The sequence below is a fragment of the Hyphomicrobium sp. DMF-1 genome (assembly GCF_027886585.1).
Classification (GTDB): Bacteria; Pseudomonadota; Alphaproteobacteria; order Rhizobiales; family Hyphomicrobiaceae; genus Hyphomicrobium_C; species Hyphomicrobium_C zavarzinii.
The window spans coordinates 3,377,612-3,404,104 of the sequence record NZ_CP115706.1 but is presented as its reverse complement, the minus strand read 5'-3'; the positions used below and the strand labels follow the sequence as shown (position 1 = coordinate 3,404,104).

The following is a 26,493-nucleotide window of genomic DNA, read 5'->3' as shown; positions in this document are numbered from 1 at the left end:
GCTGCGCAGAGGATAAGGATTACGACGATGAAAGCGGGTGATTTGAGGAGCATGTCGCTCGATCAGCTCGACGATCAGTTGGCCAAGCTCAAGAAGGAGCAGTTCAACCTGCGCTTCCAGAAGGCGTCCGGCCAGCTTGAGAACACCTCGCGCGTGCGCCAGGTTCGCCGGGATATCGCGCGGGTGCTGACGCTCGCCGGCCAGAAGCGGGGTGGTTCCTCCGCGAAGGCGTCCACCAAATCGAAGACTGGCGCGTAAGGAGATAGAGCGATGCCGAAGCGCGTCCTGCAGGGTGTGGTTGTCTCGAACAAGAACGACAAGACCATTGTCGTCGAGGTGGAGCGTCGTTACACGCATCCGCTTCTGAAGAAGACGGTGCGCCGCACGAAGAAGTACCACGCTCACGACGAGAAGAACGTCTTCAAGACGGGCGACCGGGTGGAAATCCAGGAGTCCGCGCCGATCTCGAAGCTGAAGCGTTGGGTCGTGCTCGAGAAGGCTTGAATTTTGAGTGGTGCTAGGCCGCACGGCGGAACCGGCACCGGGACGAAACACGATTTGAAGCCGCGCGAGGCGGCAGGAAGAGAGACGATGCGATGATCCAGATGGAGACAAATCTCGACGTCGCTGACAATTCGGGAGCGCGTCGCGTCCAGTGCATCAAGGTGCTGGGCGGATCCAAGCGCAAGTACGCCACCATCGGCGACACCATCGTCGTGTCCGTCAAGGAGGCGATCCCGAAGGGCCGCGTCAAGAAGGGTCAGGTCATGAAGGCCGTGATCGTGCGTGTGGCCAAGGGCGTTCGCCGCCCGGATGGCTCGCTGATCCGCTTTGACCGCAACGCCGCCGTGTTGATCAACAACCAGGGCGAGCCCGTCGGCACGCGTATTTTCGGACCCGTGACGCGCGAGCTTCGCGCCAAGAACCACATGAAGATCGTCTCGCTCGCTCCGGAGGTCCTCTAATGGCGTCTCTTAAGATCAAGAAGGGCGACAGCGTAGTCGTCTTGACCGGTCGCGACAAAGGCAAGCGCGGCGAAGTGATCGAGGTTCGTCCGAAGGAGAACCGCGCGCTCGTCCGTGGCATCAACGTCGTGCGCCGCCACCAGCGCCAGACTGCTTCCCAGGAGGGCGGCATCATCTCGAAAGAGGCGGCGATCCAGATTTCCAACCTCGCCCTCGAGGACCCGAAGGATGGCAAGCCGACCCGCGTCGGATTCCGCACCCTCGAGGACGGCAAGAAGGTCCGCTTCGCCAAGCGCTCGGGCGAGATCATTCCGGAGAAGAACTAAGCCATGGCTGAGAAAGAGAAACCCGTGAAGGCGGCAAAGGCGGGCGGTCCCCCCGCCGGCAAGCCGGGTAAGGAAGCCAAGGGCGCGAAGGCGTCGAAGGCCGATGCCGCGCCGCGTGAGTGGAAGCCGCGTCCGGCTGACTACAAGCCGCGCCTCAAGACGCACTACGAGAAGGTCGTCCGCGGCCAGCTCAAGGACAAGTTCGCCTACGCGAACCCGATGCAGATTCCGCGCATCGAGAAGATCGTGCTGAATATGGGCGTTGGTGAGGCTACGGTTGACCGCAAGAAGGTCGACAGTGCCGCTGGCGATCTCGCGCTCATCGCCGGCCAGAAGCCGCTGCTCACCAAGTCGACGAAGTCCATCGCGACCTTCAAGGTTCGCGAGGGCATGACGCTCGGCGCCAAGGTGACGCTCCGCGGCGACCGCATGTACGAGTTCCTGGACCGCTTCGTCACGATCGCGCTTCCGCGCGTGAAGGACTTCCGCGGCCTGAACCCGAAGAGCTTCGACGGCCGTGGCAACTTTGCCTGCGGTCTCAAGGAGCACATCGTGTTCCCCGAGATCGACTACGACAAGGTCGATCAGGTTTGGGGTCTCGACGTGATCGTCGTGACCTCTGCCAACACCGACGACGAGGCGCGCGAGCTGCTTCGCGCTTTCAACTTCCCTTTCCGTAGCTAGAGGACCTCGGCCACCCAGATCGGGACCCGAAAGGCCTTTGGAGGACAATGAATGGCTAAGACGAGCTCAGTAGAAAAGAACAACCGCCGCCGGAAGCTTGCTGCGCAGCACGCTGCTAAGCGCAAGCGCCTCAAGGCGATTGCCGACGATCTCAAGCGCCCGGCCGAGGAGCGCTTTGCCGCCCGCCTGAAGCTCGCGGAAATGCCCCGCAACGGCTCCACCGTGCGCATCCGCAACCGCTGCGAGATCACGGGCCGCGCCCGTGGCTACTATCGCAAGCTGAAGATGTGCCGCAACCAGCTCCGGGAACTGGCCTCGCAGGGCCTCATCCCCGGCATGGTCAAGTCGAGCTGGTAAGGAGGGCATAGGCAATGGCAGTGAATGATCCCATCGGCGATATGCTGACACGCATCCGCAATGCGCAGCTTCGTCGCCGTCCGAAGGTCTCGACGCCCGCTTCGAACATGCGCGCCCGCGTGCTCGACGTTCTCGTCGAGGAAGGCTACATCCGCGGCTACACGCGCGTCGAGCAGAAGGGCAGCCTGCCCGAGTTCGAGATCGAGCTGAAGTATTTCAACGGTCAGCCGGCGATCAAGGAGATCAGCCGCGTATCGACCCCCGGCCGGCGCGTGTACTCGCCGGTTCGCGATCTGAAGAGCGTTGCCAACGGTCTCGGCGTCGCCATCCTGTCCACGCCCAAGGGCGTGATGTCGGACGCGCGCGCCAAGGAAGAGAACGTCGGCGGCGAGATCATCTGCAACGTATTCTAACGAAAGGTCCCGGCTCCGGCCGGGAGCTTGAGGAAAGCGACCATGTCACGCATCGGAAAAAAGCCGGTTCCCGTTCCTGCCGCAGTGACGGCGACGGTGTCCGGCCAGACCGTCAAGATGAAGGGCGCCAAGGGCGAGCTTTCGTTCACGCTGCCTGAGGAGCTCAAGGTCGAGAAGACCGAAGACGGCATCGAGCTCAGCCTCGTCGAGGACACCAAGAAGGCACGCTCCATGTGGGGCATGTCGCGTTCGATGGTGCAGAACCTCATCGTCGGCGTCACCGAGGGCTACACGCACACGCTCGAGATCCACGGCGTGGGCTTCAAGGCGGCTCTCAAGGGCAAGGATCAGTTGACGCTGTCGGTTGGCTTCAGCCACGACGTCGTTCACACGATCCCCGCCGGCGTCGAGGTCAAGGTGGGCGGCGCGAAGCAGGAGGTCGTGACGGTCTCCGGCATCGACAAGCAGCTCGTCGGCCAGGTCGCCGCAGAAATCCGCGCCTCGCGCAAGCCGGAGCCCTACCAGGGCAAGGGCGTGCGCTTCAAGGGCGAGCACGTCTTCCGCAAGGAAGGCAAGAAGAAGTAGGACCAACGTCATGGCCAATGCAAACCAGCAGTTCGAAAAGCGCCGCGCGCGCGTGCGCCGGACGTTGAAGGCCCGCGCTTCGGGTCGTCCGCGTCTCTCCATTCACCGCTCTTCGAAGCACATCTACGCCCAGATCATCGACGACGCGGCCGGCAAGACGATTGCCTCCGCCTCGAGCCTCGAGAAGGATCTGCGCACGTCTCTCAAGACCGGCGCCGACAAGGCTGCGGCAGCAGCGATCGGCAAGCTCGTCGCCGAGCGCGCGGTCAAGGCCGGCGTGAAGGACGTCGTGTTCGATCGCGGCGGCTACATTTATCACGGGCGTGTCAAGGCGCTCGCAGATGCTGCCCGCGAGGGCGGTCTCAGCTTCTGATGAAAGGAATTTGACAGTGGCACGTCCATCATCGAGAGACCGCGGCCGGGAGCGTGAGCGCGAGGAGCGCGAGAGCGAGTTCTCGGACAAGCTGGTCCACATCAACCGCGTCGCCAAGGTCGTTAAGGGCGGTAAGCGCTTCGGCTTCGCAGCGCTCGTCGTCGTCGGCGACCTCAAGGGCCGCGTTGGCTTCGGCCACGGCAAGGCTCGCGAGGTGCCGGAGGCGATCCGCAAGGCAACCGAGAGCGCACGCCGCAACCTGGTTCGCGTTCCGCTGCGCGACGCCCGTACGCTGCACCACGACAGCGAAGGCCGCCACGGCTCGGGCAAGGTGGTGCTCCGTTCGGCTCCGGCAGGTACCGGCATCATCGCAGGCGGCGCAATGCGCGCCGTGTTCGAGATGCTCGGCGTCCATGACGTCGTCGCCAAGTCGCTGGGCTCCACGAACCCCTACAACGTCGTGCGCGCCACGTTCGATGCGCTGAAGGAGCAGGAGAACCCCCGCTCCGTCGCCGCACGCCGCAACAAGAAGGTGTCTGAGATCGTCGCGCGTCGCCGCGATGGCTCGGCTGCCGACGTCGCCGCCGAGGCCTAAGTGACGGATGACGTGCGGATCGGAAGGCAACCGGCCATCCGATCGCAGCACGCCGCTCGCTGGTCCGCCGGACATAATTCGAGAAGGTAACGAGAAATGGCAGCCAAGAAGACGATCACGGTCGAGCAGATTGCGAGCCCGAACCGTCGGCCCGAAGTCCAGACCAAGACCCTGATCGGTCTCGGTCTCAACAAGCTGCATCGCCGCCGCGTTCTCGAGGACACGCCGGCTGTTCGCGGTATGGTCAACTCTATCCCCCATCTCGTCCGCATCGTCGACGAGAAGGGCCAGGCCTGAGACGAAACTGCCGGTGCCGCTCGAGGCCCGGCGATGAAGTCTCCAGTCAAAGACGAATAAGGAGCTCGGGGTCCCATGCGGCTCAACGACATCAAGGATAATCCCGGCGCACGTAAATTCCGCGTGCGTATCGGCCGCGGCATTGGCTCGGGCGTTGGCAAGACCGGTGGTCGCGGTGGCAAGGGCCAGACGGCTCGTACCGGCGTCGCGATCGGTGGCTTCGAAGGCGGCCAGATGCCGCTCCATCGCCGCCTGCCCAAGCGCGGCTTCAACAAGTTCGACCGCAAGTCGTGGAACGAGATCAACGTCGGCACGCTGCAGAAGGCCGTCGACGAGGGCAAGCTCAAGGCTGGCCAGTCGGTGGACGTTACCGCGCTCGTCGACGCCGGCATTCTCCGCCGTCCCAAGGACGGTCTGCGCCTGCTCGGCACGGGTGAGATCAAGGCCAAGCTCGCGCTGACGGTCAACCACGCGTCCGCAACGGCCAAGGCCGCCATCGAGAAGGCCGGCGGCTCCGTCAGCCTGATCGAGAAGAAGGTGCTGGCGGCCGACGAGGACAAGCGCAAGAAGTCGGCGGCGAAGAAGGCGGGCTCCGCCAAGAAGCCCGCTGGCGAGAAGTCCGAGGAATAGGCTGCTTCGGAGAGGCCTTCACCGGCGCGCGGATGACGCGAGCCGGCCGGAAGGCCTCTTTGCCGCGTGCCGATCCCGAGGGGGCTCGTCAAGTCGCGTCCGTGACACCAAGTAAAGGCCGTTCCAGGGGAGGAGCGGCCGAAGCCATGATCGGATGAGGCCACTTGAGGTCGCGCTGATCACGGTTCACGACCTTTGATCGAGAGCGCGATCGCCGCTAGAGTGCTTCCGGAAAAGTGTTAGAGCGGTTTTCCGACAGGAAGCACGGCAGGCCGGGAAGCAGGGGGATGTTATCGCCCCGCTTTTTGAAGGCGGTACGCTCGAGACCCTGATCGTTCGTGAGGCGGACGCGTACGCGTCGCGGACGAGAGCCAGACTCTAAGGCTTACGCAGCCGGGAGAGAACGACAATGGTATCCGCTGCCGAGCAGCTTGCCTCGAACCTCAACCTGGGCGCCTTCGCCAAGGCCCAGGATTTGAAGAACCGCATCTGGTTCACGCTGGGCGCGCTGATCATCTATCGTCTCGGCACCTTCATTCCGATTCCCGGCGTCGATGCCGGTGCATTCGCGGCCGCGTTCAAATCGCAGTCGTCCGGTATTCTCGGCATGTTCAACGTGTTCGCTGGCGGCGCCGTCGAGCGTATGGCGATCTTCGCCTTGAACATCATGCCCTACATCTCCGCCTCGATCATCATTCAGCTCATGACCTCGCTGTCTCCGAAGCTTGAGGCGCTGAAGAAGGAAGGCGAGTCGGGCCGCAAGCAGATCAACCAGTACACCCGCTATCTCACGCTCGTGCTCGCAGCCTTCCAGGCATATGGCATCGCCATCGGCCTCGAGGGCTCGCGTTCCGAAGCCGGCGCCGTCGTGGGCGATCCCGGCTGGTTCTTCCGTCTGACGACCGTGATCACGCTGGTCGGCGGCACCATGTTCCTGATGTGGCTCGGCGAGCAGATCACGCAGCGCGGCGTCGGCAACGGCATCTCGCTCATCATCTTCGCCGGTATCGTCGCCGGTCTTCCCTCTGCCCTCGTGGGTCTCTTCGAGATGGCCCGCACCGGCGCTCTCTCGACGTTCCTGCTTCTCGCGCTCCTCGTTCTCATGCTGGCCGTCGTCGCCGCCATCGTGTTCATCGAGCGCGCGCAGCGCCGCCTGCTGATCCAGTATCCGAAACGGCAAGTCGGTAACCGCATGTTCCAGGGCGATGCCTCGCATCTGCCGCTGAAGCTCAACTCCGCGGGCGTCATTCCGCCGATCTTTGCCTCGTCGCTGCTGCTGCTGCCCATCACGGTCGCGCAGTTCTCGTCGACGCAGGGCGGTGGACCCGAGTGGCTGCAGGGAATCGTGGCCTCTCTCGGCCATGGCCAGCCGCTCTATCTGGCGGTCTATGTCTCGCTGATCATCTTCTTCGCCTTCTTCTACACCGCCGTCGTCTTCAATCCGAAGGATACGGCCGACAACCTGCGCAAGCATGGCGGGTTCCTGCCCGGCATCCGCCCCGGCGAGAAGACGGCCGAGTATATCGACTACGTTCTGACCCGTATCACGGTGGTCGGTGCGATCTATCTGGCGGCCGTGTGCGTCATGCCTGAGATCCTCACCTCCTACGCGGCCGTGCCCTTCTACTTCGGCGGCACCTCGCTTCTGATCGCAGTCAGCGTGACCATGGATACCGTGGCCCAGATTCAAAGCCATCTGCTGGCTCACCAGTATGAAGGCCTGATCAAGAAGGCGAAGCTCAGGGGCGCGACGGGGCGGGGGCGGAGATGAAGCTGATACTTCTGGGACCACCGGGCGCAGGAAAAGGCACGCAGGCCGAATCCCTCGCCAAGCGGCGAGGTCTTGTGCAGCTCTCCACGGGAGACATGCTGCGCGCGGCGGTGAAAGCCGGCACCGAGATCGGCCGTAAGGCCGAGGCCATCATGAAGAGTGGCGGCCTGGTGTCGGACGAGATCGTGATCGGTATCATCGCCGAGCGTATCGAGCAGCCCGACTGCGCAAACGGTTTTATCCTCGACGGCTTTCCGCGCACCTTGAAGCAGGCGGCAGCCCTCGACGAGCTCCTCGATTCCAAGGGCACCATCCTGGACGCGGTGATCGAGCTCAAGGTTGACGACAACGCGCTGCTCGCCCGTATCGAGAACCGCGCGCGTGAAACGGTTGCAGCCGGCGGCACTGTTCGTGCCGACGACAACGCAGAAGCCCTCAAGACCCGTCTCATGGCTTACTACCGGGAGACGTCCCCCTTGATTGGTTACTATTTCGCCCAAGGCAAGTTGAAGACCATCGACGGCATGGCCCCCATTCCGGAGGTCGCGCGGAAGATCGACGAGCTCACGGGCGGAGCTTGAGTTAACGGTTGAGTAACGGCCCGGAGGCCGGCGCGCTTCACGAAAGCGCGGTGGCGGCCGGGAAAAGATGTCACAAGATCAAGGCGCAGGTTGACGAAGTATTATGACCAAGCTACAACACCGCGCTTTCAGGACGATGAAACGGAAGGATTGGTCCGTGTGGCGATCTTCGCCCGGGTCAGTTCGGTCCGTGTTTTTTCGTTGAATAACAGATGGATATCGCCGCTCTTTGCGGTCGATGAAGAAGCCTCCAGGAGACGGACGTGGCTCGTATAGCTGGTGTGAATATCCCGACGCAGAAGCGCGTTCTGATTGCGCTTCAGTACATCCATGGGATCGGGCCCAAGTTCGCAGACGAAATCTGCAAGCGCGTCGGCATCCCTGCCGATCGCCGGGTGAACCAGCTCACCGACGCTGAGGTTCTCCAGATTCGCGAGACCATCGACCGCGATTACGTCGTAGAGGGTGACCTCCGTCGTGAAGTTGCGATGAATATCAAGCGCTTGATGGACCTGGGCTGCTACCGCGGCCTGCGTCACCGCAAGGGCCTCCCCGTTCGCGGCCAGCGCACGCACACCAATGCGCGCACCCGCAAGGGCCCGGCCAAGCCGATCGCCGGTAAGAAGAAGGCCTAAGCGTCTTATCCGTTTCTGCGGCCGGCTCAGCCGGCCGTCCCACGTTCCGGCTGTCGCGGACAGCTTTTGATTTGGCCCGGCCGCCGGGCATGAGGAGTTCGATCACATGGCGAAAGAGGCACAGGGGCGTACGAAAGTCCGCCGCCGCGAGAAGAAGAACATCACGTCCGGCGTCGCCCACGTGAACGCTTCGTTCAACAACACCATGATCACCATCACCGATGCCCAGGGCAACACGCTGGCCTGGTCGTCGTCGGGCACCATGGGCTTCAAGGGCTCGCGCAAGTCGACCCCCTTCGCCGCTCAGATGGCCGCCGAGGACGCCGGCAAGAAGGCCATGGAGCACGGCATGAAGGTGCTCGAGGTCGAGGTTTGCGGTCCTGGCTCCGGCCGTGAGTCGGCGCTCCGCGCTCTCCAGTCTGTTGGTTTCCAGATCACCTCTATTCGCGACGTGACGCCGATCCCGCACAACGGATGCCGGCCGCGTAAGCGTCGCCGCGTTTAAGTAAGGCAAGCGAGTCCGGGACACTTCGACGGGTGGAATAGCGGCGCCACGCTCCCGTCCCCGGCCCCGGACTCATCCTCTGTTGGAAGCGTGCCGCCCTCCGGCGAGGCGGCGCCCAGAACCGCTACGAGGACCCCCCGTGACGAACGTACTGCAAAAGAACTGGCAAGACCTGATCAAGCCGTCGAAGCTCGAGATCACTCCGGGCCGCGATCGCACCCGCACCGCGACCATCGTCGCCGAGCCGCTCGAGCGCGGATTCGGCATGACGCTCGGCAACGCGCTCCGTCGCGTGCTGCTCTCCTCGCTCCAGGGCGCGGCCATCAAGACCGTGCAGATCGACGGCGTGCTGCACGAGTTCTCGTCGATCCCCGGCGTGCGCGAGGACGTGACTAACATCATCCTCAACATCAAGGAAATTGCGCTCCGCATCCATTCGGAAGGCGTGAAGCGCATGGTGTTGAAGAAGGAAGGTCCCGGCCCCGTGAAGGCTGGTGACATCGAGACCGGCTCTGACGTCGACATCCTGAACCCCGAGCACGTGATCTGCCATCTCGACCAGGGCGCGCAGATCCGCATGGAGTTCACCGCCGACATGGGCAAGGGCTACGTGCCGGCCGAGCGTAATCGCCCGGACGACGCACCGATCGGTCTGATCCCGGTCGACAGCCTCTACACGCCGGTGACGAAGGTCTCCTACAAGGTCGAGAACACCCGCGAGGGCCAGATCCTCGATTATGACAAGCTGACGATGACCATCGAGACCGATGGCTCGGTCAAGGCCGAGGATGCCGTGGCACTCGCCGCCCGCATCCTGCAGGACCAGCTCGCTGTCTTCATTAACTTCGAGGAGCCGAAGAAGGCCGTCGAGGAGAGCCGCCATCCGGAGCTCGCCTTCAACGCCGCTCTCCTCAAGAAGGTGGACGAGCTCGAGCTTTCGGTTCGCTCGGCGAACTGCCTCAAGAACGACAACATCGTCTACATCGGCGACCTCATCCAGAAGACGGAAGCCGAGATGCTGCGCACGCCGAACTTCGGCCGCAAGTCGCTCAACGAGATCAAGGAAGTCCTGGCCGGCATGGGCCTGCACCTCGGCATGGAAGTGCCGAACTGGCCGCCGGACAACATCGAAGAGCTCGCCAAGCGCTTCGAGGATCAGTACTGATTTGGTGAAGGGCAGCGGAACCAAAATCCGCTGCCTTAAGCCCACGAACGAGGTGAGGCCAAAGAACCTCCCCGTAACAACCATAGCGAAAAGAGAGATAGACGATGCGACACAAGAAGCTGGGCCGCCGTTTCGGCCGTCAGAGCGCGCACCGCCAGGCCATGTTCTCGAACATGGCGGCCGCGCTCATCAAGCACGAGCAGATCGTCACCACGCTGCCGAAGGCCAAGGACCTGAAGCGCGTGATCGACAAGTACATCACGCTCGCCAAGCGCGGAGACCTCAACTCCCGCCGTCTCGCCGCAGCCCGCCTGCGCGACGAGGATCAGGTGAAGAAGCTCTTCGACGTGCTCGGCCCGCGCTACAAGGATCGTGCCGGCGGATACTCGCGCGTTCTGAAGGCCGGCTTCCGCTACGGCGATAGCGCGCCGCGCGCCGTCATCGAGCTGGTCGATCGCGACGAGTCGGTGAAGGGCGCCGAGGACAAGGCCCGCCACGAGGCCCAGAAGGCCGAAGAAGCAAACGCGTAAGCCGGCGCCTGTAACCAAGAAATTCGAACGGCCCCGTGCAATGCGCGGGGCCGTTTCTTTTGCGCTGACGAAGAAGCGAGAGGCCACGACGAACAGCGCGTGGCAGGGACGGCTCCGAAGCGGTGACGTATCTGGCGCGGGCCTTCGCCGGAGTAACGTCAGTTTGCAGGCCTTCGGTCTCCACACATTCACGTCATCCCTGTGATGGCCGGGATCCGGACATGCCGCCGCATCCCGCACCGCTGCCTCCGCAAAGAACCAAGTGCGCTAGGCGACCAGCGTCGACGGCTGAGGCGTCTGCTGATCGAAAAGCGCCTTGAATTCCTCCACGCCGAATGTGGTGACGATGTTGAGGTTCTCGTCCAGGATTTCATAAACGACGTTGTCGACGTTCCGGTTGCTGAAGAACACGATGACGTCCTGGTCTCCGCCGCCCTCCGTATGCGGCTCGCCATCCGCCTTTCCGGTCACGTAGCTGCCGACCGGCCGAACCTCTTTTAGCTCGCCGTTGGCGCGATAGATGCGCAGCTCCCCCTGGAGCACGAGCGTGATGTAGTCCGCGCGATGCCGGTGCCGCACGATTTTCGCGTGCGCGTCGAACTTGAACAGGATGTCGACGATCCGCTTGTCCTCGTCGACAGCGCAGACATGAAAGGCAACGTGGTCGAAGCCGTCGATGGTGTTCCAGCGGATGTTGCGGGTGTCGAAGGGAAGCGTGCTCATCGGGTTCCTCTAAAATGTATCCATTATTGGCTGCGGCCGGGCGTCTACCCGCTCCGCAGAGGAGTGATCTCCATAACGCCAACGTGACTTGTTCCGTGGTAGGCCGCTTGCCATTTTGTGCCACAGTCACGTAACGCCAGAGCATCGCGAGAGCCATGGCCGCCCGAATTTCCGGTGTCACCCGGGCCAGCTCCCTGGGGCCGATCTCAGAGTTCATGGAACGGCACGGCGGATCCATCGCCCGCGTGCTCCGGGATGTCGACCTGCCGTTCGCGCTTCTGGAGCAACCCGAGATCATCGTGCCGCTGCGGGAGCAGTTCCGGCTGCTCGAGCGATCCGCGCGCGAAACGGGCGACGCCTATTTCGGCGCGCGCCTGGGCCAAGCCGTGAGTAGTCCCGGGCTCAGCGCTTACGGTGCCTGGGTCTGTTCCGCGGATACGTTGCGCAACGCCATGAAGCGCGCGGAGGCGGGGCTCGCGACTATGCTGCAGACCTCGACGAACCTTCATGTGGCGCGTGAGGCAGGCGCCATCCGCTGGTCGATCGAGTTCGTCGAGCCCGAGACTGACGGGCGCCATCACAACGAGCTGCTTGGCGTCGGATACATGATGGACCTAGTCCGCGTGTATGCCGGCAGCAAATGGCGCCCGGACGTCGTGATGACGGCGCTGCCGTCGGGCGAGCCGCGCGGAGAGCTCGAGCGCATTTTCGGCACCAACGTCTCGAATGGCCACGCCATGTCGTCGATCGTGTTCGACGCGGCGTTGCTCGACCGGGGAGCATTCCGTCCCGTGCCCGGATCCACGCCGGAAAATGCGGCCCACGAGCCGCCGGTGCCGGAGAACGGCGATACGCTTGCCGCGCTCGCGGCCGTAACGGAGCTTGCACTGCACGAAGGCTATCCGCGTATCGATTGGGTCGCCGCAAAGCTCGGCACGACGCGCCGCACCCTGCAGCGCCACTTGAATGCCCACGGCAAGACCTTCAACGGCGTTGTCGAGGAGACGTTGTTCCGGCATGCGAGGACACTGCTTGCCGAGGATATCCTGCCGGTCACGGAGATCGCATTCCGATTGGGCTATGCGGATGCGGCGCACTTCACGCGCGCATTCCGCCGATGGGCAGGCGTCGCGCCGAGCGTCTACAGGGAGACGGCCGCAGGCGCCGCGTGACTAGCCGGCCAGAGCAGGCTAGAACGCCGCCTTCAGCGAGAAGGCACGATGTCCATAGACGATGTCGGCGACCTGCCAAGAGCTTCCGGATTTCACCATTTTCAGATCGACCGTTCTCGGCTCGTCGAAGTTCTTGAACGTCGCCCGCCCGGTCGCGCTATTTGCTGCCCCGTCGACGATCGCAAGCTGCAGGTCGCTGACCTTGCAGTCCTGCCCGTCCACCAGCACGTCGAAGTCGAGATCACCGTTTTCGGCGGCCTTCGAGACCTTCTTCGCAAGTCCTGGTGTGAAGTAGGTGTTCGCGATGGCCTCGAAATCGTAAGCCGCGCCTTGTCCGTCTCCGCCACACATTTCCGCGACCTGCCCGTAGATCTCGTCCAGGACCACCTGCGGATCGCTTCCGCCAGCCAGGGCCGCGCTCGTGGTGACGACGGCACAGAGGACAAGGGATGCAAGGCCGATCAGATGGTGTCGCAGGGAAAGGGTCATCGCGTATCGCTCCATGGCCGGAGGGGTGTCAGCTTAGCATACCGTCGGAGAGGATCTTCTGCAGGCGTGGGTCTTCGATTTCGAAAAACGCAACCTCGATCCGCTGGTTCACTTCGGGTCGCGTGAGGAAGGCGCCGATCATGTCGGCCTCCCGGTCGTGGCTTCTCTCGAGATAGGCGGAATGCAGATAGGTCCGCCCGCCGGATACCAGCAGGCGGTCGCGCAATGCCGCCATATGGACCGCGGCGCCCGGACTTTCCGCTTTGTCCCATACGGCAAGCTCACGGCCGAGATCTCCGGCGGCCGTTACGACCAGCGTGAGCACGTCGGTGAGATCGAAAGAGAGCCGCCAGCCGGCCGGCCAGAGCGAAAGATCGAGGCGCGAAAGGCTCGCGACCATCAGGGCATCGAAGAAGGCGTCGATGAGATCCACTTCTTCGCTCGGCCATTTCGCACGCCACCCAGCGTTCCCCATACGGCGCAGGCAGATGTCCACGCCCATGCTGTCAGGAGGGTCGTCCTCAGCGAGAAGCTCGAGGTAGCGGGGAAGAAAATAGCGCATCTGGCACGCCACCGGACCGTCGTCCCAGTCGTGGGCGGAGTTGGTGTATTCGGCCAGAAGATGAGACGAGATCTTGCGCAAGGGCGTGCGGATCAGCTCGCGCTCCGTCTCCTCCGTCATGCAGCAATTGCAGTGGCACACGGTGAGCGTCCGCTGCAGCTCGTAGCCGCTGAACACGCGGTACGCGTCATCGACGATGTGCCTCAGTTCCGGCGTCATGCTGCCAGCCCATTCATGCGATCCCTCGACCCCGAGTAGGAGCAGGAACGGCAGAGAGCCGGCTGTCCCCGGCGTTACAGCTCGAGAGACTTTCGCACCTCGAACACTTCCATGATGCGAGCGCCCCTGTGCGGGCCATCCACCACGAAAGTCCAGCGCCCTTCAGTGAAGGTGTCGCACATCTTCACGCCCTTGATCAGGATCCAGTGGCCTTCCTTGCCTTTGTGGATCGCCAGGATGTAGTGCGCCCAGGCGTTGCGCGGCTTCTGCATCCACGTCCACACGGTGGGGCGCTTCTTGCGCTCCAGATGCATGTAGGTTTCTTTGAGCACCATCTGAAAGCCGTAGACGGCGAGCGCGCCTTCCACTTCGTCGGCATAGGTGCCCTTGACGCGATACTGCAGATCCGCCGGAAGCTTTCGATAGGCATTCACAGCCATCTCGACCTTGCTGATCGGATAGCCCGTGATCGCAGACAGCACATAAGGCCCGCAGAACGCCACGCGCCCGGTATCGTTGCGCGCATCGTTGAGCGAGGATGTGAGTGTCGGCGGAAGGCTGTTGAGATCGGACATCGCACGAGACCGAAGCAGCAAGATTAAGGAACTCTTGCCGGAAACGGTTTACGAAAGGTTAACGACCTAGTGGACGTCTTAGCGCAGGCGTGAAGCTGGCGCGACGGAGGCCGTCGCCGGGCATCCGAGCGTCTCCGAAAGAGCGGAGGCGAGCTGGTCGGTCGTGTCGGCCGTCGCATAGATGCCCCCGGTCTCGTCTGCGAGGCAACGCTCGATGAACGCCGGTGCCGGGCCTGTCATCGGCTTGAGCCTCCATCCGATAACGTGCACGGTAATCGAGGGATGCTGCGATTTGAGTTCGCGCGCCAGCGCGCACGCGTCACCCCCGCAAGTGTCTTCGCCGTCTGTGAGCGCGACGATCACTGCGGGCTTGTTGCTGTGCTGGAGCAGGGCCGCGGCCTGCCGCACCGATGTCGTCAACGCGGTGCGCCCCTGCGGACGCAGTTTGTCGATCTCCTTCATGATGCGCTCGCCCGCGTTCGGCGAAGGCGCAAGCCGCAGATCCACGTTCTTGCAGGTGTCGAAATTCCGCCCCGGCCCGTAGACCACGAGGCCGAGCCTCCGCGCGCGCGAGGCGGCGGGCAGGACTTTGACGAGCGCCTGGCGCACGCGATCCATGCGCGAGGGCGCGCCGTCGGGGAAGTCCGTGGCGGCCATCGATCCCGATGCGTCGAACACCAGCATGGCGTCGTCCACGCACGACGGCTTTTTGTCGTCGGCCGCAAGGGCCTGAGGCGATCCGCAGAGAAGCGCGATCGCCGTGATCGTTTGAAGATGCCGCCGCACTGTCGCTGTCTGCCGAGCCCGCTGGTGTACGATACAGGGCGGCCATTAGAGGCTGGGCGGGGCGAGGGGGCAATCGGCTTTGCCGCGGCGACACGGCCTTGTGATGAAGCGCGAGGTGGAGTGCCGAGTATTCCGGTGAGGGTTGCCAATGATCCCGTGATGCCCTGGGGCGGCGGCAGCCCGCGGCCTCAGCTCCAGCGGCGGTTGGACCACATCCACTGCTCGGGGGCTTCGCGCACCCAGATCTCGAACTGCTTTTGCATCTCCACCATGATCCAGCGGACATCCTCGCCGATGTTCTTGGTGCGCGGGACGCGCAGCTCCTTGATCTCGATCTCGAACCTGGATGAGGTGCCGATGCGCTTGCAGCACGACATCCACACGCGGCTGCCCACACGCCGCGCGATCATGGCGCCGATCGCCTGTGTTTTCGCGTCATGGCCGAAGAAGGGGACCGGAAGCCCCGTCCTGTCGTAGAGATCGCACACGAGGCCGAGGCGCCCGCCATTGCGGACGAAGTCGGTGAGGATGCGTGCGGTCTTCTGGTCGTCGCCGTGCTCGCCCTCGACCTTGCCGCGCCCGAACAATCCGCCGGGATAGAGATTGCGGCGCTGCCAGCGGAGGTAGCGGTCGATGTAGGGATTGTTGACCGAGCGATAGACCGCGGCCGGATTGGCGCGCGCTTCCACGAACGGCCAGATCGAAAGCTCCCAGTTGCCCATGTGCAGCGACACGCCGATGGCGGGCCCGAGCTTGTTCTTGTAGCGGCTGAAGAGGCGTTCCGAAGCGATGCGGATGCGCGCGGGATCCTGGATGATACGGTCGATCTGCATCGTCTCCGCCATCACGCGGCCTAGGTTTTCCCAATGCGCCATGCAAATTCGCTGGCGCTCCGCTTCCGGCATGTCGGGAAACGCAATGGCGAGGTTCGCAAGCGCCCGCTTGTGGCGCTTGGGATTGATGCGGGGCGCCAGCACCCGCCACGCCTTGGCCGAGAGGGCGGTCGCGGTCTCGAGCGGCAACAGCCTCACCAGTCCCACGATGAGACGGAGGAGGGCGTATTCGAGGCGAAACTGAAGATCGCGGCCGAAGCTGATGCGGTTGGAAGACATCAAGGTCCTGAAAAGCTTGGCTCCAAGGAGCGCGCTGGGCGTATCCCAGACTGGGTGCCAATTGGCGCGGAGCGCGTCAAGCGGCGGAATGATGGGAAGGTGATGCGCGTTGGGCGAGCAGCCTCGCGCCATCCGGCAACAGCAAAGCCGGAAGCTCGCGTGAGGGCTGGAGCCCTTCGCGGATGGCGAAGCGGCGGAGCGGGCCGAGCGCCTTCAGCGCGACGATGCCAAGTCCGCGCGCGAGATGAACCGGCACCAGATCCGAGATCAGCGAACGGTTCAGCACGTCGATCGTGGTGATGCGAGACGACACATCCGGTTTTCGCCGGGCGCTATAGGCGTCCAGCGTGGCGGCACCGCCGGGATCGCGCCCCTGGGCGAGCGCATCCGCTACGCAATCGGCGAGCGTCGCGGCATCGCGGAAGCCGAGGTTGAGCCCCTGCGCGCCAATCGGCGGGATGACATGCCCCGCTTCCCCGACCAGCGCCACGCGGTTGAGGCCGAAGCGTTTCGCGGTGAGGCCGGAGAGCGGGAAGACGGCGCGAGGTCCAATCTCGCCCACGGTTCCGAGGAGGCCCTGCAGGCGCTCCTCCAGGATTGCGCGGAAGTCCGCTTCCGAGAGCGCAGCGAGGCGCTGGGCTTCGTCCGGCCGCTCGACCCAGACGAGGCTCGACCGCAAACCGGGGAGCGGCACCGTCGTGAACGGACCGGCCGGCCGGTGGAACTCCGTCGAGATACTGCGGTGAGGCCGCGTGTGATGAAACGAGGTGGCGATTGCGGCCTGCTCATAGCGCCACGTTCGCGTCTCGATGCCAGCGGCTGTCCGGCAGAGCGAGTTGCGTCCGTCGGCGCCCGCGACCAGCGCGGCGTCGAATTCATCGCCCTCCCGCGTCGTGAGGGAGATGGTCTCGGCGCCCGGCGTCACCGTCGCCACGCCTTGGGTGGCATGGAGGGCGACCCGGCTGCCGGGCTGCGCCGCAGCCGCCAGCAGACCCGAGACGAGCGCTCCGTTCGGGACATTCCACCCGAAGACATCGAGCCCCACCTCGGATGCCGTGAACACAACCTCGGGGGCCCGTAGCAGCGCGCCCGTGTCGTCGATGATGCGGATGCCGGTGATTGGCGCGCTCTGGGGTGCGATGGTCTCCCAGGCGCCGACGTTCTTCAGAAGCTCGATGGAGCCCGCGAACAGTGCCGCGGTGCGATTGTCCGGCGCCTGGCCCTCCGTGCGGTGGGGAGGCGCCGCGAGCACCACGTCGGCACCGGCTCTTCCGAGCGAAAGCGCGGTGGCGATTCCGGCCGGTCCGCCGCCAACGACTGCCGCTGTAACACGCCGCCTCATCCGACCTCTCCTAGCCCGAGAATACCGACCATCGACCTTACATTTTGGGCGCGATGTCGATGATGACAATCAATCCCGTGTCCGCGCAAAACCTTATGCCGCAATAAAAGTGTCACGAAAATACCGAGGTAAAAAACCCGGCGGGTGCGAGCCCGGCACTGGGCCTTCGTAGTGAAACTGTCACAAAGGCTTTTGCGCTTACGCCATTGGAAAGTTTGAGTTTATCTCCGCCCATCCACAGCGGTTGGGCAAGTGGAGATTGCTCGCCCAGGTCCGCTTCGTGGGGAGGGTCAAAGATCGGAAGTTCGTGCCTGAGAGATGAGGCGCGGCGAAATTTATGAGGAGTTGGGCATGACTGGGGGTTTCATGGTGTCGGCAGGACGGCTGTCGCTGCTCGCAGCGGCAGGCTATCTGCTGCTGGGGGGTGCGTCCGCCCAAGCTGCCGATCTCGGGGGCAATTGCTGCGCGGATCTCGAGGAGCGCATTGCCGAGCTGGAAGCAACCACCGCGCGTAAGGGCAACCGCAAGGTTTCGCTGACCATGTACGGTCAGGTGAACGAGGCGGTGATGTACTGGGACGACGGCTTCGAGAGCAACGCCTACCAGGTCACCAACGACAACTCGCGCACGCGCATCGGCTTCAAGGGCGACGCGAAGATCACGGGCGACTGGAAGGCCGGTTACGTCATCGAGATCGGCATCCGCTCGGCGAGCTCCAAGCGCTTCACGCAGGACGAGGATGATGTCGACGCTGGCCTCGATCTCCGTCACAGCTACTGGCACATCGGCAGCAAGACCTACGGTAAGGTCTCGGTCGGCCAGACTGGCGGCGCCAGCGAGAGCATCACGGAAATCAACCAGACGCAGACCTCGTCGATCGCCAAATTCTCGGATCAGGAGGATACCGGTCTCGGCCTCGGTCTGCGCCAGGCTAACGGCAACATCCTTCTCGACGCCGGCACGGGCAACCCGTTCTTCACGTGGCGCCGCCTGATCCGCGACTACGGCGATCAGCCGGGTGAAGGCCGCCGCCACAACCTCGTCAAGTACGACACCCCGGAAATCTCGGGCTTCCACGGTACTGCGAGCTGGGGCGAGGACGACACTTGGGAAATCGGCCTGCGCTATAAGGGCGAGTTCGCCAACCTGAAGGTCGCTGCAGGCATCGCCTACGGCGAGAACAGCGAGCAGAAGTCCAGCGCCGGTGCCGTTGGCTTCGAATGCTCGGCTCAGACCTCGCAGGTCGTTGGAAGAACCGGCAAGGATGCCGAGTGCAACCAGTTCGGCGGCTCTATCAGCATCGTGCATGAGCCGACCGGCCTCTTCCTGAACGCCGCTGGCGGCACCGCCACCGACGAGCTCATTCTGCGTTCGAACCGCTTCGTGGGCGTCACCGGCGCCGATGACGAGAGCACCTTCTGGTCGCTCGAGGCCGGCATCGAGAAGAAGTTCTTCGATCTCGGCAAGACCACCATCTTCGGTCAGTACTACGAGAACGAGGGTGGCTCGAACGCTCGCCGCCAGGTTCTGGTGGACGGCGTCGGCACCTCGCGCATCCTCGGCACCGAACTCACGTCCTACACCCTGGGCGTGGTGCAGGGTCTCGATGCGGCAGCCATGCAGCTCTACCTGTACTACCGTCACTACGAGGCCGACGTCACCACCAAGGCCGGCTCCTCGGGTAACGGCGGCGCTGTCACCGATCTCAACCTGGAAGATCTGGACGTCGTCACCGCTGGCGGCATCATCAAGTTCTAGTCTCGCGCAAGCCGAGGCAGGGATAACTGAAGGGGTCACCGCGAGGTGGCCCCTTCTTGCGTTTTCCGGGGCCTTGCACGGCCGTTTGTTGCGTAGGGGCAACTACCGAGGGGTATAAGCTCGTTTGTGACAGCCGGAAGGGCCTGTTGTTACAAAAGTCTCATACTGCTCCCGTAGAGCTACCTAGGTATTTTCGTTTTGGGCAGTACTTAGGTTGGGGAATTCGTTATGACGAAGACGACGAAGGTAACGGGCAGCTTGGCGGCGGTCGCCGCGAGCTGTCTCGTTTGGGGGGCATCCGCGGTCCAGGCCGCCGATCTTGGCGGCAACTGCTGCGCGGATCTGGAAGAGCGGATTGCCGAGCTTGAGGCCACCACGGCACGCAAGGGCAACCGCAAGGTCAGCCTGACCATCTCGGGCTGGGTCAACGAGGCCGTGTTCTTCTGGGACGACGGGCGCGAGAGCAATGTCTACGTCGCGACGAACTCGCTCGAGCAGTCTCGCTTCAAGTTCGCGGGCGAAGCCAAGATCACCGACGGCTGGTCGGCCGGCTATGTGATCGAGATCGGCGTCTGGGGCTCGGCTTACAAGGGTGTTGACGCGAGCACCGACGACGGCAAGGACAACGGCGTCACCAACGGCCTCCTGGTCCGTAAGAGCAACTGGTTCATCAAGAGCAAGGATCTCGGCAAGTTCACCGTCGGCCTCGACGGCACGGCCACCTATCACTTGCTGGACGACGCGAATACGACGGTCACGCGCAACTACGCCGACGCCGAGGCCGCCGCCGTTGCCCTGGCTTCCTTCAAGGAGGTCAACACGGGCAACAAGTGGACTGATATGATGGGTGGCTTCAACGGTGCGACCCCCGGCCAGAGCGGCCGCCGCAACGTCGTTCGCTACGACTCGCCCACCATCGCCGGCTTCGTTCTGACGGCCGCCTGGGGCGAGGACGACATGTGGGACATGGCGCTGACCTACAAGGGTGAGGTCGGCGACTTCAAGCTCACCGCCAAGGCCGGTTACGGTGAGAGCACGGACCCGGTCACCAACAAGGGCCGTTGCGCGGTCGGCACGGGTGATTGCCAGTGGTGGGGCGTGGCGGGCACCATCCAGCATGCGCCCACCGGCATCTACGTCTACGCAGGCTACGGCGCCGACTCGATTGACCTCAAGGCCTCGCAGGCGGGTGAGGATGACGAGAGCAACACTTGGTTCGTGCAGGGTGGTATCGAGAGCAAGCTCGTTGCGATCGGCAAGACCACATTCTTCGGCGAGTACCGTCACGACGACGTCGGCATCTCCGCCAAGGCTTCCAGCTCCGACCTCAACTTCTGGGCCGCGGGCGTCATCCAGAGCATCGATAACGCCGCCATGGATCTCTACGTGATCTACCGGCAGGCCGAAGGCGACGTGCATCTGACCAAGGGCGCGGCCAAGACCGAGCTCGAGGATTTCGATGTGCTGATGACGGGCGCGCGCATCCAGTTCTAAGTCGCTCGGCGCGTGAAAACATGGGAAGGGCTGCCCTGAGGGCGGCCCTTTTTCATGGGGCGAACACCCGGCTTGAACCCGTTGCCGGTGGACAAGTGTGGAAAACCTGTGACGCCCGAATGTGCAGCCGCGAAATAGCGTCCGCTTCGCCGGGGGCAGGGGAAAATGTGGCGAACTCAAGCCCTTGCAAGGGTAATCAAAAGACGCTCGGCGATCCTAAGACGCTGTGACCGCAGCGCCACATTGCAGAGCAACCACACCTGGATCGGGAAACGTTCATCGCCGCTTAACTACGCTCGAACATTCTTGTCACGGGCGGTCTGAAGCCTCATCTTCACGAGTCAGAAGAGAGCGGCACTGCGGGGAATTCGATGAAGTTGGTTGGGTATATCGCAACGGGATTGGCGCTGGCGCTCGTCAGCAGCTCGACCCTTGCCTTCCAGGAGCAGGGTGGCGCTCCGGTTACACCTGCCCCGTCCGAGCCCCAGGCGACTGCGCCGGCCGGCAAGGATCTTAACTTCTCCGTTCCCAAGGTCGAGGGCGAAAGCGCAGGTACGGAAGTCCGCATTCCGGGCCTCGGTAAGCTCGGCGTTCTCCCGAAGATGGATTTTGGCCTCGAGCTGCTGTACGGCGCTAACGACAGCAAGCCGCAGAACGAGCCGGAGCAGCCGGCAGAGGATCTGACGATCCGTGGCTCCGTGAAGCACAATTTCTAGCTGCTTGAGCGGGTTATGCAATTCAAAGGAGCGCCTCGAAGCGCTCCTTTTTTGTTTTTGGGAGCGTTGCGCCCGCTTTCAGAAAAGCGTCATGCTGGGCGGATAGCGTCCCTCGGCCGGCACAGGTGTTACCATCCTCGGAACACCTGTGACTCTTAAGCATTTTTCGACGAATCCAGGACCGTTCCGCGCCGGAAAATGCAAGAAACGGAGCATGACACCTTGGAGACGGACCAGCCCGAATTGCGCGGCGGCGTCTCAATCAGAAGGGCTCGAAAATGCGCATAGCCGTCGTTGGCTCGGGATATGTGGGACTTGTCTCCGGCGCCTGCCTCGCCGATTTCGGCCACGAGGTCACCTGCATCGACAGCAACGACGACAAGGTCAAGGCGCTGCAAGACGGCATCATGCCGATCTATGAGCCCGGCCTCGACCAGATCGTCGCCCGGAACTGCCAGGCCAAGCGGCTGGTCTTCACCACCGACCTCAAGGAGCCGGTGAAGAAGGCCGACGCGGTGTTCATCGCCGTCGGCACCCCCTCGCGTCGCGGTGACGGCCATGCCGATCTCTCCTACGTCTATGCGGTCGCGCGCGAGATCGCCGCCAACGTCCAGGGCTTCACCGTCGTCATCACCAAGTCGACCGTTCCCGTGGGCACCGGCGACGAGGTGGAGCGCATCATCCGCGAGGCCAATCCCGAGGCCGATGTGGCCGTGGTCTCCAACCCCGAATTCCTGCGCGAAGGCGCCGCGATCGAGGACTTCAAGCGCCCCGATCGCATTGTGGTCGGTATCGAGGACGAGCGCGCCCGCGCGGTGATGACGGAAGTCTATCGCCCGCTCTATCTCAATCAGGCGCCGCTCATGTTCACGGCGCGCCGCACCTCGGAGCTGATCAAGTACGCGGCGAACGCGTACCTCGCCATGAAGATCACCTTCATCAACGAGATGGCGGATCTCTGCGAGGCCGTCGGCAGCAACGTTCAGGACGTCGCTCACGGCATCGGTCTCGACAAGCGCATCGGCTCGAAGTTCTTGCACGCAGGCCCCGGCTACGGCGGCTCGTGCTTCCCCAAGGATACGCTCGCGCTCGTCAAGACCGCGCAGGACTACGGAAGCCCGCTGCGCCTGATCGAGACGACGGTCGCAATCAACGATCAGCGCAAGCGCGCCATGTCCCGCAAGGTCGCGCGCGCCATCGGCACCGACATGCGCGGCAAAACCATCGCGATCCTGGGATTGACGTTCAAGCCCAACACCGACGACATGCGCGAGAGCCCCGCGATCTCCATTATTCAGGGGCTGCAGGACAACGGCGCGATCATTCGTGCGTTCGATCCCGAAGGTATGGAGGCCGCGAAGGATTACCTATCCGGCGTGACGTTCGGCTCTGACCCCTATTCCATTGCCGAGGGCGCCGACGCCCTCGTTCTCGTGACGGAGTGGGATGCGTTCCGCGCGCTCGATTTTCCCCGCTTGAAGGGCGTGATGCGCGAGCCCCTCCTTGTCGATCTCCGAAATGTCTACCGGCGCGAGCAGATCGCGCGGCACGGTTTCCGCTACATCAGCGTTGGCCGCCCGAGGGAGGACATTGCCGCGGCTCTGAGCGCGGCGGCCGCCGAGTAAGGTCCGCCGTCCCCTTCTGGTGTGTGTCGCGCCTTTTGCGGCGCAAAATTCTCGTGCATGATACGGATACGCACAAAAAGACGGCAAATAGAAGATTTTATTAGAGTTTTGCTGATTATGCTCGTTCGCGCTAATGCCTCGGACGACATGCCATGGAACAAGCCCGTTATTTTACGGCGCTGACAGACAGCATTGAACGAGCCAGAACGCATCGCGATGCCCCTCTCATCGTAGGGACAGCGGTTGCGTATGGTGTCGCTGTCTATTTGGCCATCAGTCTGACGCGCAACTCGACCTACGTCGCGGCCATCTGGCCGGCCAACGGCATTTTGCTGGCAGCGCTTCTCACCTGTCCGAGACCGGTTTCGCGCTACATCCTCGTGGCGGCCTGCTTTTTGGCGAACGCCACAGCCCTGACGCTCAACGGAGACCAGTTGGCCACGGTGCTGACCTTCGCCAGCGTCGGCCCCACTGAATGCGTCCTTGCCTTCTACCTTGTGCACCGCGCTTGCGGGCGGCATGTCGAGCTGACCGAGGTCTGGAGCGTGATCAAGTTCGTGGCCGTTTGCCTGGCCGCGCCGATCCTGCCTGCCGCTTTCGGTGCGGCGGCTGCGATGCTGATATTCGGCGCTCCGTTCGCCGAGGCCTGGACTACTTGGTACCTCTCGGACAGTCTGGGTCTTCTGATCGTCACCCCGACCATCGTGCTTCTGAACGCGAAGCCAAATCCGTACAGCGTCGTTCCCTCTTCCGAGAGCGTGCTTCGCCACTTTCTTCTACTCACGGTCGCTTCGCTCACCGTGTTTCTCCAGTCGTCGGTGCCGCTCCTTTTCACGCTCGTTCCTATTTCCGTTCTGATCGCGTTTCGCCTGGGCTCCCGCTATGCGGCCATGGCGACGCTATGGCTCACGGTCGTGTCCCTGACGTGCACCTACCAGGGTTGGGGACCGGTTTCCTTGATGAATGAGCAGAGCACGAGCACCGGCATTTGGGTGGTGCAGCTCTTCAGTTTCGTGAGCGTGCTGACGTCTCTCCTCGTCGCGGCGGAAATTGCCGAGCGGGATCGGCTCAAGGGGGAGCTGGAGAGAGTGTCCAGGCTGGCCTCGGAGCGGCGCGAGCAATTGGATACGGCCCTCGATGCCATGTCCCAGGGCGTATGCCTGTTCGACCGCGACGCCCGTGTCGTCGTGCGCAACAGTCAATTCCTGGAGATCTACGGCCTGACCAAATACCAGGCGCCGCCCGGTACGTCGCTGATCGATCTGCTCGACATCTGCCGGAGTGCCGGAGCGGTTCCCGAAGAGGGATCGACCATCGAGCTGGACATCGACAGCGACACCGAACAGCACCTCGTTGGCGGGCGCTTCGTGCGCATCAACCAGCGCGTCCTGCCCGACGGGGGCGTCATCTGCACGTATACGGATTTCACCGCCGAAAAGCAGGCGGAGACCGAGCTGCTCCACCGCACCCTGCACGACGTTTTGACCGGCTTGCCGAACCGCCGCCTGCTGGTCGAGCGCATCGACGAAGCGCTTGAGAGCGCCAGAACCGGCAAGCAGGCCGTCGTCATGCTGCTCGACATCGACTACTTCAAGTCCGTCAACGACAACCTCGGGCACGCAGCCGGAGATGGCCTGTTGCGAGTGGTTGCAGACCGGCTTCGCTCCTGCGTCCGCGAGGATGATACGATCGCTCGTCTGGGCGGCGATGAATTTGCCCTGCTTCTGCGAGACGGCGATCAGCCGTGCGATGCATCGGCCGTCGCCCGGCGCATTCTCGACGTCGTGAGGCAGCCGGTCGTGCTGGAAGGCAAGCTGACCCGTGTCGGCATGAGCATCGGCATCGCGCGGCCGCCCGAGGACGGCACGACGACCGACGAGATCCTGAAAGCGGCCGATGTCGCGCTCTACAAGGCCAAACGCAGCGGACGCGGAAAATTCGCCTTCTTCGATGCGGCAGCCGATGCGGGCGCCTGCTCGGCACGCCGCCTGGAAAGCGAGCTGCGCCGCGCCATCGACGAGCAGGAATTCCACATCGTCTACCAGCCGATCACAGCAGGCTCGTCGGGTGACATCGCCGCCCTCGAGGCGCTTGTCCGCTGGCACCATCCCGAGCTTGGCGTCATCTCGCCCGCGGAATTCATTCCGCTCGCCGAGCACAACGGTCTCATCGTCGAGATCGGTGATTGGGTGCTGGAAAAGGCCTGCCGGGATGCCGCCAGCCTGCCGGCTGGTATCAAGATCTCCGTCAATCTTTCACGAGTGCAGGTTTCGGATCGTGATTTCGTGGCGCGGGTGGCGCAGATCCTTGAACGCACAGCGCTTCCGCCGGGGCGCCTCGAGCTCGAGGTCACCGAGACGGCGATCCTCGACAACGAGACCAACGCCTGCCGCGTCCTGGAAGAGCTGCGCGAGCTTGGCGTCTCGGTTGCGATCGACGATTTCGGCGTCGGCCAGTCTGCCTTGAGCTGCCTCAGGAGCTTGCCGATCGGCCGCATCAAGATAGACCGCTCGTTCGTGAACGACCTCGCAACCGACCTCAGGGCCCGCTCGATCTTCGTCGCAGTGGTGTCGCTCGCAAAATCGCTTGGCATCAAGACGACGGCCGAGGGCATCGAGACCGAGCAGCAGCGCATTATCGCCGCTCTCGCCGGATGCGATCACCTGCAAGGCTACCTTCTGGGCCGCCCCCAGGCGCTCGAAAACTTCGACTTCGACAGGGGGCCGGCACCGCGCATCAAGGCGCCGCTCGACATCGCGAGCTGAGCGCGCGTCCGCGCTCTCCGTCTAGAGCCCGAGATCCGAAAGCCCCGGATGGTCGGCAGGCCGCGGACCCAGCGGCCAATGATATTTGCGCTCGCTCTCCATGATCGGCTTGTCGTTGATGCTGGCAAAGCGGCGGCGCATCAGGCCGGCTTCGTCGAACTCCCAGTTCTCGTTGCCGTAGGAGCGGAACCACTGGCCGCTGTCGTCGTGCCATTCGTAGGCGAACCGCACGGCAATGCGGTTGCCGCCGAAGGTCCACACCTCCTTGATCAGCCGGTAGTCCAGCTCGCGGGCCCACTTCCGCGTGAGAAAGGCGATGATCTCGTCGCGGCCCTGCGGAAACTCGGCGCGATTGCGCCATTGGCTATCCGGTGTGTAGGCGCCAGCGACGCGATTGGGATCACGCGTGTTCCAGGCGTCCTCTGCCATACGCGCCTTCTGGGCAGCTGTTTCGGCCGTGAAGGGAGGAAGTGGTGGGCGCGGTGTCATGGGCGGCTCCTTGAGGCGGATCGAGCAGGTGGCGGCGATTGGAGAATAGCGAATTCGGCGCGCCTGCGCATGAGCTCATCCAGCCCCAATCTCCGATGCTCTGCGGGCGCACGTTCGATGGCGGATCGCCGCGTGGACGATGAGGTGAGTACTGACTTTAGAAAACAGGTTTTTGAAATTGCAAAGGCAACGCTTTTGCGTTGCACAATAGAAAAGCAAAATTAGGTTGATTAGAAAATTTCAAAACGCTTTCG

The 26,493-nt window shown here is 63.4% G+C and carries 32 protein-coding genes; 24 read left to right on the top strand and 8 right to left on the bottom strand.

The annotated features are described in order from the left end of the window. The first annotated feature begins 27 nt into the window (after positions 1–27). The 18 genes from rpmC to rplQ all read left to right on the top strand — a co-directional run bounded on the left by rpmC (position 28) and on the right by rplQ (position 10,412). Positions 28–258, top strand: coding sequence for a 50S ribosomal protein L29 (gene rpmC, locus PE058_RS15630; protein WP_026868241.1), 231 nt, complete (start codon positions 28–30; stop codon positions 256–258). 12 nt (positions 259–270) lie between these two features. Further along, positions 271–504: a 30S ribosomal protein S17 gene (gene rpsQ / locus PE058_RS15625; RefSeq protein ID WP_020087360.1), complete on the top strand. Its 234-nt coding sequence runs from the start codon at positions 271–273 to the stop codon at positions 502–504. A 92-nt stretch (positions 505–596) separates the two neighbouring features. Continuing rightward, positions 597–965, top strand: a complete 369-nt coding sequence (gene rplN, locus PE058_RS15620; protein WP_020087359.1) for a 50S ribosomal protein L14 — start codon at positions 597–599, stop codon at positions 963–965. Further along, positions 965–1,291 (top strand): 50S ribosomal protein L24, encoded by a 327-nt coding sequence (rplX, locus tag PE058_RS15615; RefSeq protein ID WP_020087358.1) that lies wholly within the window; start codon positions 965–967, stop codon positions 1,289–1,291. Before rplN ends, rplX begins: the two co-directional genes overlap by 1 nt. 3 nt (positions 1,292–1,294) lie before the next feature. Then, a complete protein-coding gene (rplE, locus tag PE058_RS15610; RefSeq protein WP_020087357.1) occupies positions 1,295–1,975 on the top strand; it encodes a 50S ribosomal protein L5 in 681 nt (226 codons plus the stop codon). Between the two features lie 51 nt (positions 1,976–2,026). After that, the gene (rpsN, locus tag PE058_RS15605; protein ID WP_020087356.1) at positions 2,027–2,332 is read left to right on the top strand and encodes a 30S ribosomal protein S14; all 306 of its coding nucleotides are present in this window, start codon (positions 2,027–2,029) and stop codon (positions 2,330–2,332) included. A 14-nt stretch (positions 2,333–2,346) separates the two neighbouring features. After that, a complete protein-coding gene (rpsH, locus tag PE058_RS15600; protein WP_020087355.1) occupies positions 2,347–2,745 on the top strand; it encodes a 30S ribosomal protein S8 in 399 nt (132 codons plus the stop codon). A 42-nt stretch (positions 2,746–2,787) separates the two neighbouring features. Beyond that, the gene (gene rplF, locus PE058_RS15595; RefSeq protein ID WP_020087354.1) at positions 2,788–3,330 is read left to right on the top strand and encodes a 50S ribosomal protein L6; all 543 of its coding nucleotides are present in this window, start codon (positions 2,788–2,790) and stop codon (positions 3,328–3,330) included. Positions 3,331–3,340: 10 nt separating this feature from the next. Then, the gene (rplR, locus tag PE058_RS15590; protein WP_020087353.1) at positions 3,341–3,703 is read left to right on the top strand and encodes a 50S ribosomal protein L18; all 363 of its coding nucleotides are present in this window, start codon (positions 3,341–3,343) and stop codon (positions 3,701–3,703) included. A gap of 16 nt (positions 3,704–3,719) precedes the next feature. After that, positions 3,720–4,298, top strand: a complete 579-nt coding sequence (rpsE, locus tag PE058_RS15585; RefSeq protein WP_020087352.1) for a 30S ribosomal protein S5 — start codon at positions 3,720–3,722, stop codon at positions 4,296–4,298. 96 nt (positions 4,299–4,394) lie between these two features. Continuing rightward, positions 4,395–4,595, top strand: coding sequence for a 50S ribosomal protein L30 (gene rpmD, locus PE058_RS15580; protein ID WP_020087351.1), 201 nt, complete (start codon positions 4,395–4,397; stop codon positions 4,593–4,595). 75 nt (positions 4,596–4,670) lie between these two features. After that, the gene (gene rplO, locus PE058_RS15575) at positions 4,671–5,225 is read left to right on the top strand and encodes a 50S ribosomal protein L15 (RefSeq protein WP_020087350.1); all 555 of its coding nucleotides are present in this window, start codon (positions 4,671–4,673) and stop codon (positions 5,223–5,225) included. A gap of 409 nt (positions 5,226–5,634) precedes the next feature. Then, positions 5,635–6,996 carry a preprotein translocase subunit SecY gene (secY, locus tag PE058_RS15570; RefSeq protein WP_271028830.1) on the top strand — a complete coding sequence of 454 codons (1,362 nt, stop codon included), beginning with the start codon at positions 5,635–5,637 and terminating at the stop codon, positions 6,994–6,996. Beyond that, positions 6,993–7,577, top strand: a complete 585-nt coding sequence (locus PE058_RS15565) for an adenylate kinase (protein WP_020087348.1) — start codon at positions 6,993–6,995, stop codon at positions 7,575–7,577. Before secY ends, PE058_RS15565 begins: the two co-directional genes overlap by 4 nt. Before the next feature lie 263 nt (positions 7,578–7,840). Then, positions 7,841–8,212: a 30S ribosomal protein S13 gene (rpsM, locus tag PE058_RS15560; RefSeq protein ID WP_026868240.1), complete on the top strand. Its 372-nt coding sequence runs from the start codon at positions 7,841–7,843 to the stop codon at positions 8,210–8,212. 106 nt (positions 8,213–8,318) lie between these two features. Next, positions 8,319–8,717 carry a 30S ribosomal protein S11 gene (rpsK, locus tag PE058_RS15555; RefSeq protein ID WP_020087346.1) on the top strand — a complete coding sequence of 133 codons (399 nt, stop codon included), beginning with the start codon at positions 8,319–8,321 and terminating at the stop codon, positions 8,715–8,717. Between the two features lie 139 nt (positions 8,718–8,856). After that, positions 8,857–9,882: a DNA-directed RNA polymerase subunit alpha gene (locus PE058_RS15550; protein ID WP_020087345.1), complete on the top strand. Its 1,026-nt coding sequence runs from the start codon at positions 8,857–8,859 to the stop codon at positions 9,880–9,882. A gap of 104 nt (positions 9,883–9,986) precedes the next feature. Next, positions 9,987–10,412, top strand: a complete 426-nt coding sequence (gene rplQ, locus PE058_RS15545) for a 50S ribosomal protein L17 (protein ID WP_020087344.1) — start codon at positions 9,987–9,989, stop codon at positions 10,410–10,412. A 267-nt stretch (positions 10,413–10,679) separates the two neighbouring features. On the opposite strand, the gene PE058_RS15540 is transcribed toward rplQ, so the two are convergent. Further along, a complete protein-coding gene (locus PE058_RS15540) occupies positions 10,680–11,135 on the bottom strand; it encodes a regulator (protein ID WP_271028829.1) in 456 nt (151 codons plus the stop codon). Between the two features lie 155 nt (positions 11,136–11,290). On the opposite strand from PE058_RS15540, the gene PE058_RS15535 reads away from it, so the two are divergent. Continuing rightward, the gene (locus PE058_RS15535; protein ID WP_271028828.1) at positions 11,291–12,307 is read left to right on the top strand and encodes an AraC family transcriptional regulator; all 1,017 of its coding nucleotides are present in this window, start codon (positions 11,291–11,293) and stop codon (positions 12,305–12,307) included. A gap of 18 nt (positions 12,308–12,325) precedes the next feature. On the opposite strand, the gene PE058_RS15530 is transcribed toward PE058_RS15535, so the two are convergent. The 6 genes from PE058_RS15530 to PE058_RS15505 form a co-directional block, all read right to left on the bottom strand. Then, positions 12,326–12,796: a hypothetical protein gene (locus PE058_RS15530; RefSeq protein ID WP_020087341.1), complete on the bottom strand. Its 471-nt coding sequence runs from the start codon at positions 12,794–12,796 to the stop codon at positions 12,326–12,328. A gap of 28 nt (positions 12,797–12,824) precedes the next feature. Then, on the bottom strand, positions 12,825–13,577 hold the full coding sequence (locus tag PE058_RS15525) for a hypothetical protein (protein WP_271028827.1): 753 nt from the start codon (positions 13,575–13,577) through the stop codon (positions 12,825–12,827). A gap of 74 nt (positions 13,578–13,651) precedes the next feature. Continuing rightward, positions 13,652–14,152, bottom strand: a complete 501-nt coding sequence (locus PE058_RS15520; RefSeq protein ID WP_020087339.1) for a hypothetical protein — start codon at positions 14,150–14,152, stop codon at positions 13,652–13,654. Between the two features lie 78 nt (positions 14,153–14,230). After that, positions 14,231–14,938, bottom strand: coding sequence for a vWA domain-containing protein (locus PE058_RS15515; RefSeq protein WP_271028826.1), 708 nt, complete (start codon positions 14,936–14,938; stop codon positions 14,231–14,233). Positions 14,939–15,126: 188 nt separating this feature from the next. Beyond that, entirely contained in the window at positions 15,127–16,050 is a 924-nt protein-coding gene (locus tag PE058_RS15510) for a lysophospholipid acyltransferase family protein (RefSeq protein ID WP_271028825.1), read from the bottom strand. A 76-nt stretch (positions 16,051–16,126) separates the two neighbouring features. Then, complete coding sequence (locus PE058_RS15505; RefSeq protein ID WP_271028824.1) at positions 16,127–17,392, bottom strand: UbiH/UbiF family hydroxylase; 1,266 nt, start codon at positions 17,390–17,392, stop codon at positions 16,127–16,129. Positions 17,393–17,743: 351 nt separating this feature from the next. Between PE058_RS15505 and PE058_RS15500 the strand changes: the two genes are divergently transcribed. From PE058_RS15500 to PE058_RS15480, 5 genes are all read left to right on the top strand, one after another. After that, positions 17,744–19,150: a porin gene (locus PE058_RS15500; protein WP_271028823.1), complete on the top strand. Its 1,407-nt coding sequence runs from the start codon at positions 17,744–17,746 to the stop codon at positions 19,148–19,150. A gap of 228 nt (positions 19,151–19,378) precedes the next feature. Beyond that, positions 19,379–20,644, top strand: coding sequence for a porin (locus tag PE058_RS15495; RefSeq protein ID WP_020087334.1), 1,266 nt, complete (start codon positions 19,379–19,381; stop codon positions 20,642–20,644). 371 nt (positions 20,645–21,015) lie between these two features. Then, positions 21,016–21,360: a hypothetical protein gene (locus PE058_RS15490; RefSeq protein ID WP_020087333.1), complete on the top strand. Its 345-nt coding sequence runs from the start codon at positions 21,016–21,018 to the stop codon at positions 21,358–21,360. A 242-nt stretch (positions 21,361–21,602) separates the two neighbouring features. Then, on the top strand, positions 21,603–22,985 hold the full coding sequence (locus PE058_RS15485; RefSeq protein ID WP_333780425.1) for a UDP-glucose dehydrogenase family protein: 1,383 nt from the start codon (positions 21,603–21,605) through the stop codon (positions 22,983–22,985). Positions 22,986–23,137: 152 nt separating this feature from the next. After that, on the top strand, positions 23,138–25,750 hold the full coding sequence (locus tag PE058_RS15480; protein ID WP_271028822.1) for a bifunctional diguanylate cyclase/phosphodiesterase: 2,613 nt from the start codon (positions 23,138–23,140) through the stop codon (positions 25,748–25,750). Between the two features lie 21 nt (positions 25,751–25,771). On the opposite strand, the gene PE058_RS15475 is transcribed toward PE058_RS15480, so the two are convergent. Then, on the bottom strand, positions 25,772–26,239 hold the full coding sequence (locus tag PE058_RS15475; RefSeq protein WP_026868237.1) for a nuclear transport factor 2 family protein: 468 nt from the start codon (positions 26,237–26,239) through the stop codon (positions 25,772–25,774). Positions 26,240–26,493 lie beyond the last annotated feature (254 nt).

Excerpts from the sequence above, each read along its gene's own strand:
- rplO (WP_020087350.1), top strand. The coding sequence starts at position 4,671 with ATGCGGCTCAACGACATCAAGGATAATCCCGGCGCACGTAAATTCCGC.
- PE058_RS15505 (WP_271028824.1), bottom strand. The coding sequence starts at position 17,392 with ATGAGGCGGCGTGTTACAGCGGCAGTCGTTGGCGGCGGACCGGCCGGA.
- PE058_RS15565 (WP_020087348.1), top strand. The coding sequence starts at position 6,993 with ATGAAGCTGATACTTCTGGGACCACCGGGCGCAGGAAAAGGCACGCAG.
- rpsH (WP_020087355.1), top strand. The coding sequence starts at position 2,347 with ATGGCAGTGAATGATCCCATCGGCGATATGCTGACACGCATCCGCAAT.
- PE058_RS15510 (WP_271028825.1), bottom strand. The coding sequence starts at position 16,050 with ATGTCTTCCAACCGCATCAGCTTCGGCCGCGATCTTCAGTTTCGCCTC.
- PE058_RS15520 (WP_020087339.1), bottom strand. The coding sequence starts at position 14,152 with ATGTCCGATCTCAACAGCCTTCCGCCGACACTCACATCCTCGCTCAAC.
- PE058_RS15540 (WP_271028829.1), bottom strand. The coding sequence starts at position 11,135 with ATGAGCACGCTTCCCTTCGACACCCGCAACATCCGCTGGAACACCATC.
- PE058_RS15495 (WP_020087334.1), top strand. The coding sequence starts at position 19,379 with ATGACGAAGACGACGAAGGTAACGGGCAGCTTGGCGGCGGTCGCCGCG.
- rplR (WP_020087353.1), top strand. The coding sequence starts at position 3,341 with ATGGCCAATGCAAACCAGCAGTTCGAAAAGCGCCGCGCGCGCGTGCGC.
- rplF (WP_020087354.1), top strand. The coding sequence starts at position 2,788 with ATGTCACGCATCGGAAAAAAGCCGGTTCCCGTTCCTGCCGCAGTGACG.
- rplE (WP_020087357.1), top strand. The coding sequence starts at position 1,295 with ATGGCTGAGAAAGAGAAACCCGTGAAGGCGGCAAAGGCGGGCGGTCCC.
- PE058_RS15475 (WP_026868237.1), bottom strand. The coding sequence starts at position 26,239 with ATGACACCGCGCCCACCACTTCCTCCCTTCACGGCCGAAACAGCTGCC.
- PE058_RS15490 (WP_020087333.1), top strand. The coding sequence starts at position 21,016 with ATGAAGTTGGTTGGGTATATCGCAACGGGATTGGCGCTGGCGCTCGTC.
- rpmC (WP_026868241.1), top strand. The coding sequence starts at position 28 with ATGAAAGCGGGTGATTTGAGGAGCATGTCGCTCGATCAGCTCGACGAT.
- secY (WP_271028830.1), top strand. The coding sequence starts at position 5,635 with ATGGTATCCGCTGCCGAGCAGCTTGCCTCGAACCTCAACCTGGGCGCC.
- rplQ (WP_020087344.1), top strand. The coding sequence starts at position 9,987 with ATGCGACACAAGAAGCTGGGCCGCCGTTTCGGCCGTCAGAGCGCGCAC.
- PE058_RS15525 (WP_271028827.1), bottom strand. The coding sequence starts at position 13,577 with ATGACGCCGGAACTGAGGCACATCGTCGATGACGCGTACCGCGTGTTC.
- PE058_RS15535 (WP_271028828.1), top strand. The coding sequence starts at position 11,291 with ATGGCCGCCCGAATTTCCGGTGTCACCCGGGCCAGCTCCCTGGGGCCG.
- PE058_RS15480 (WP_271028822.1), top strand. The coding sequence starts at position 23,138 with ATGGAACAAGCCCGTTATTTTACGGCGCTGACAGACAGCATTGAACGA.
- rplN (WP_020087359.1), top strand. The coding sequence starts at position 597 with ATGATCCAGATGGAGACAAATCTCGACGTCGCTGACAATTCGGGAGCG.
- PE058_RS15530 (WP_020087341.1), bottom strand. The coding sequence starts at position 12,796 with ATGACCCTTTCCCTGCGACACCATCTGATCGGCCTTGCATCCCTTGTC.
- rpmD (WP_020087351.1), top strand. The coding sequence starts at position 4,395 with ATGGCAGCCAAGAAGACGATCACGGTCGAGCAGATTGCGAGCCCGAAC.
- rpsK (WP_020087346.1), top strand. The coding sequence starts at position 8,319 with ATGGCGAAAGAGGCACAGGGGCGTACGAAAGTCCGCCGCCGCGAGAAG.
- rpsN (WP_020087356.1), top strand. The coding sequence starts at position 2,027 with ATGGCTAAGACGAGCTCAGTAGAAAAGAACAACCGCCGCCGGAAGCTT.
- rpsQ (WP_020087360.1), top strand. The coding sequence starts at position 271 with ATGCCGAAGCGCGTCCTGCAGGGTGTGGTTGTCTCGAACAAGAACGAC.
- rplX (WP_020087358.1), top strand. The coding sequence starts at position 965 with ATGGCGTCTCTTAAGATCAAGAAGGGCGACAGCGTAGTCGTCTTGACC.
- PE058_RS15500 (WP_271028823.1), top strand. The coding sequence starts at position 17,744 with ATGACTGGGGGTTTCATGGTGTCGGCAGGACGGCTGTCGCTGCTCGCA.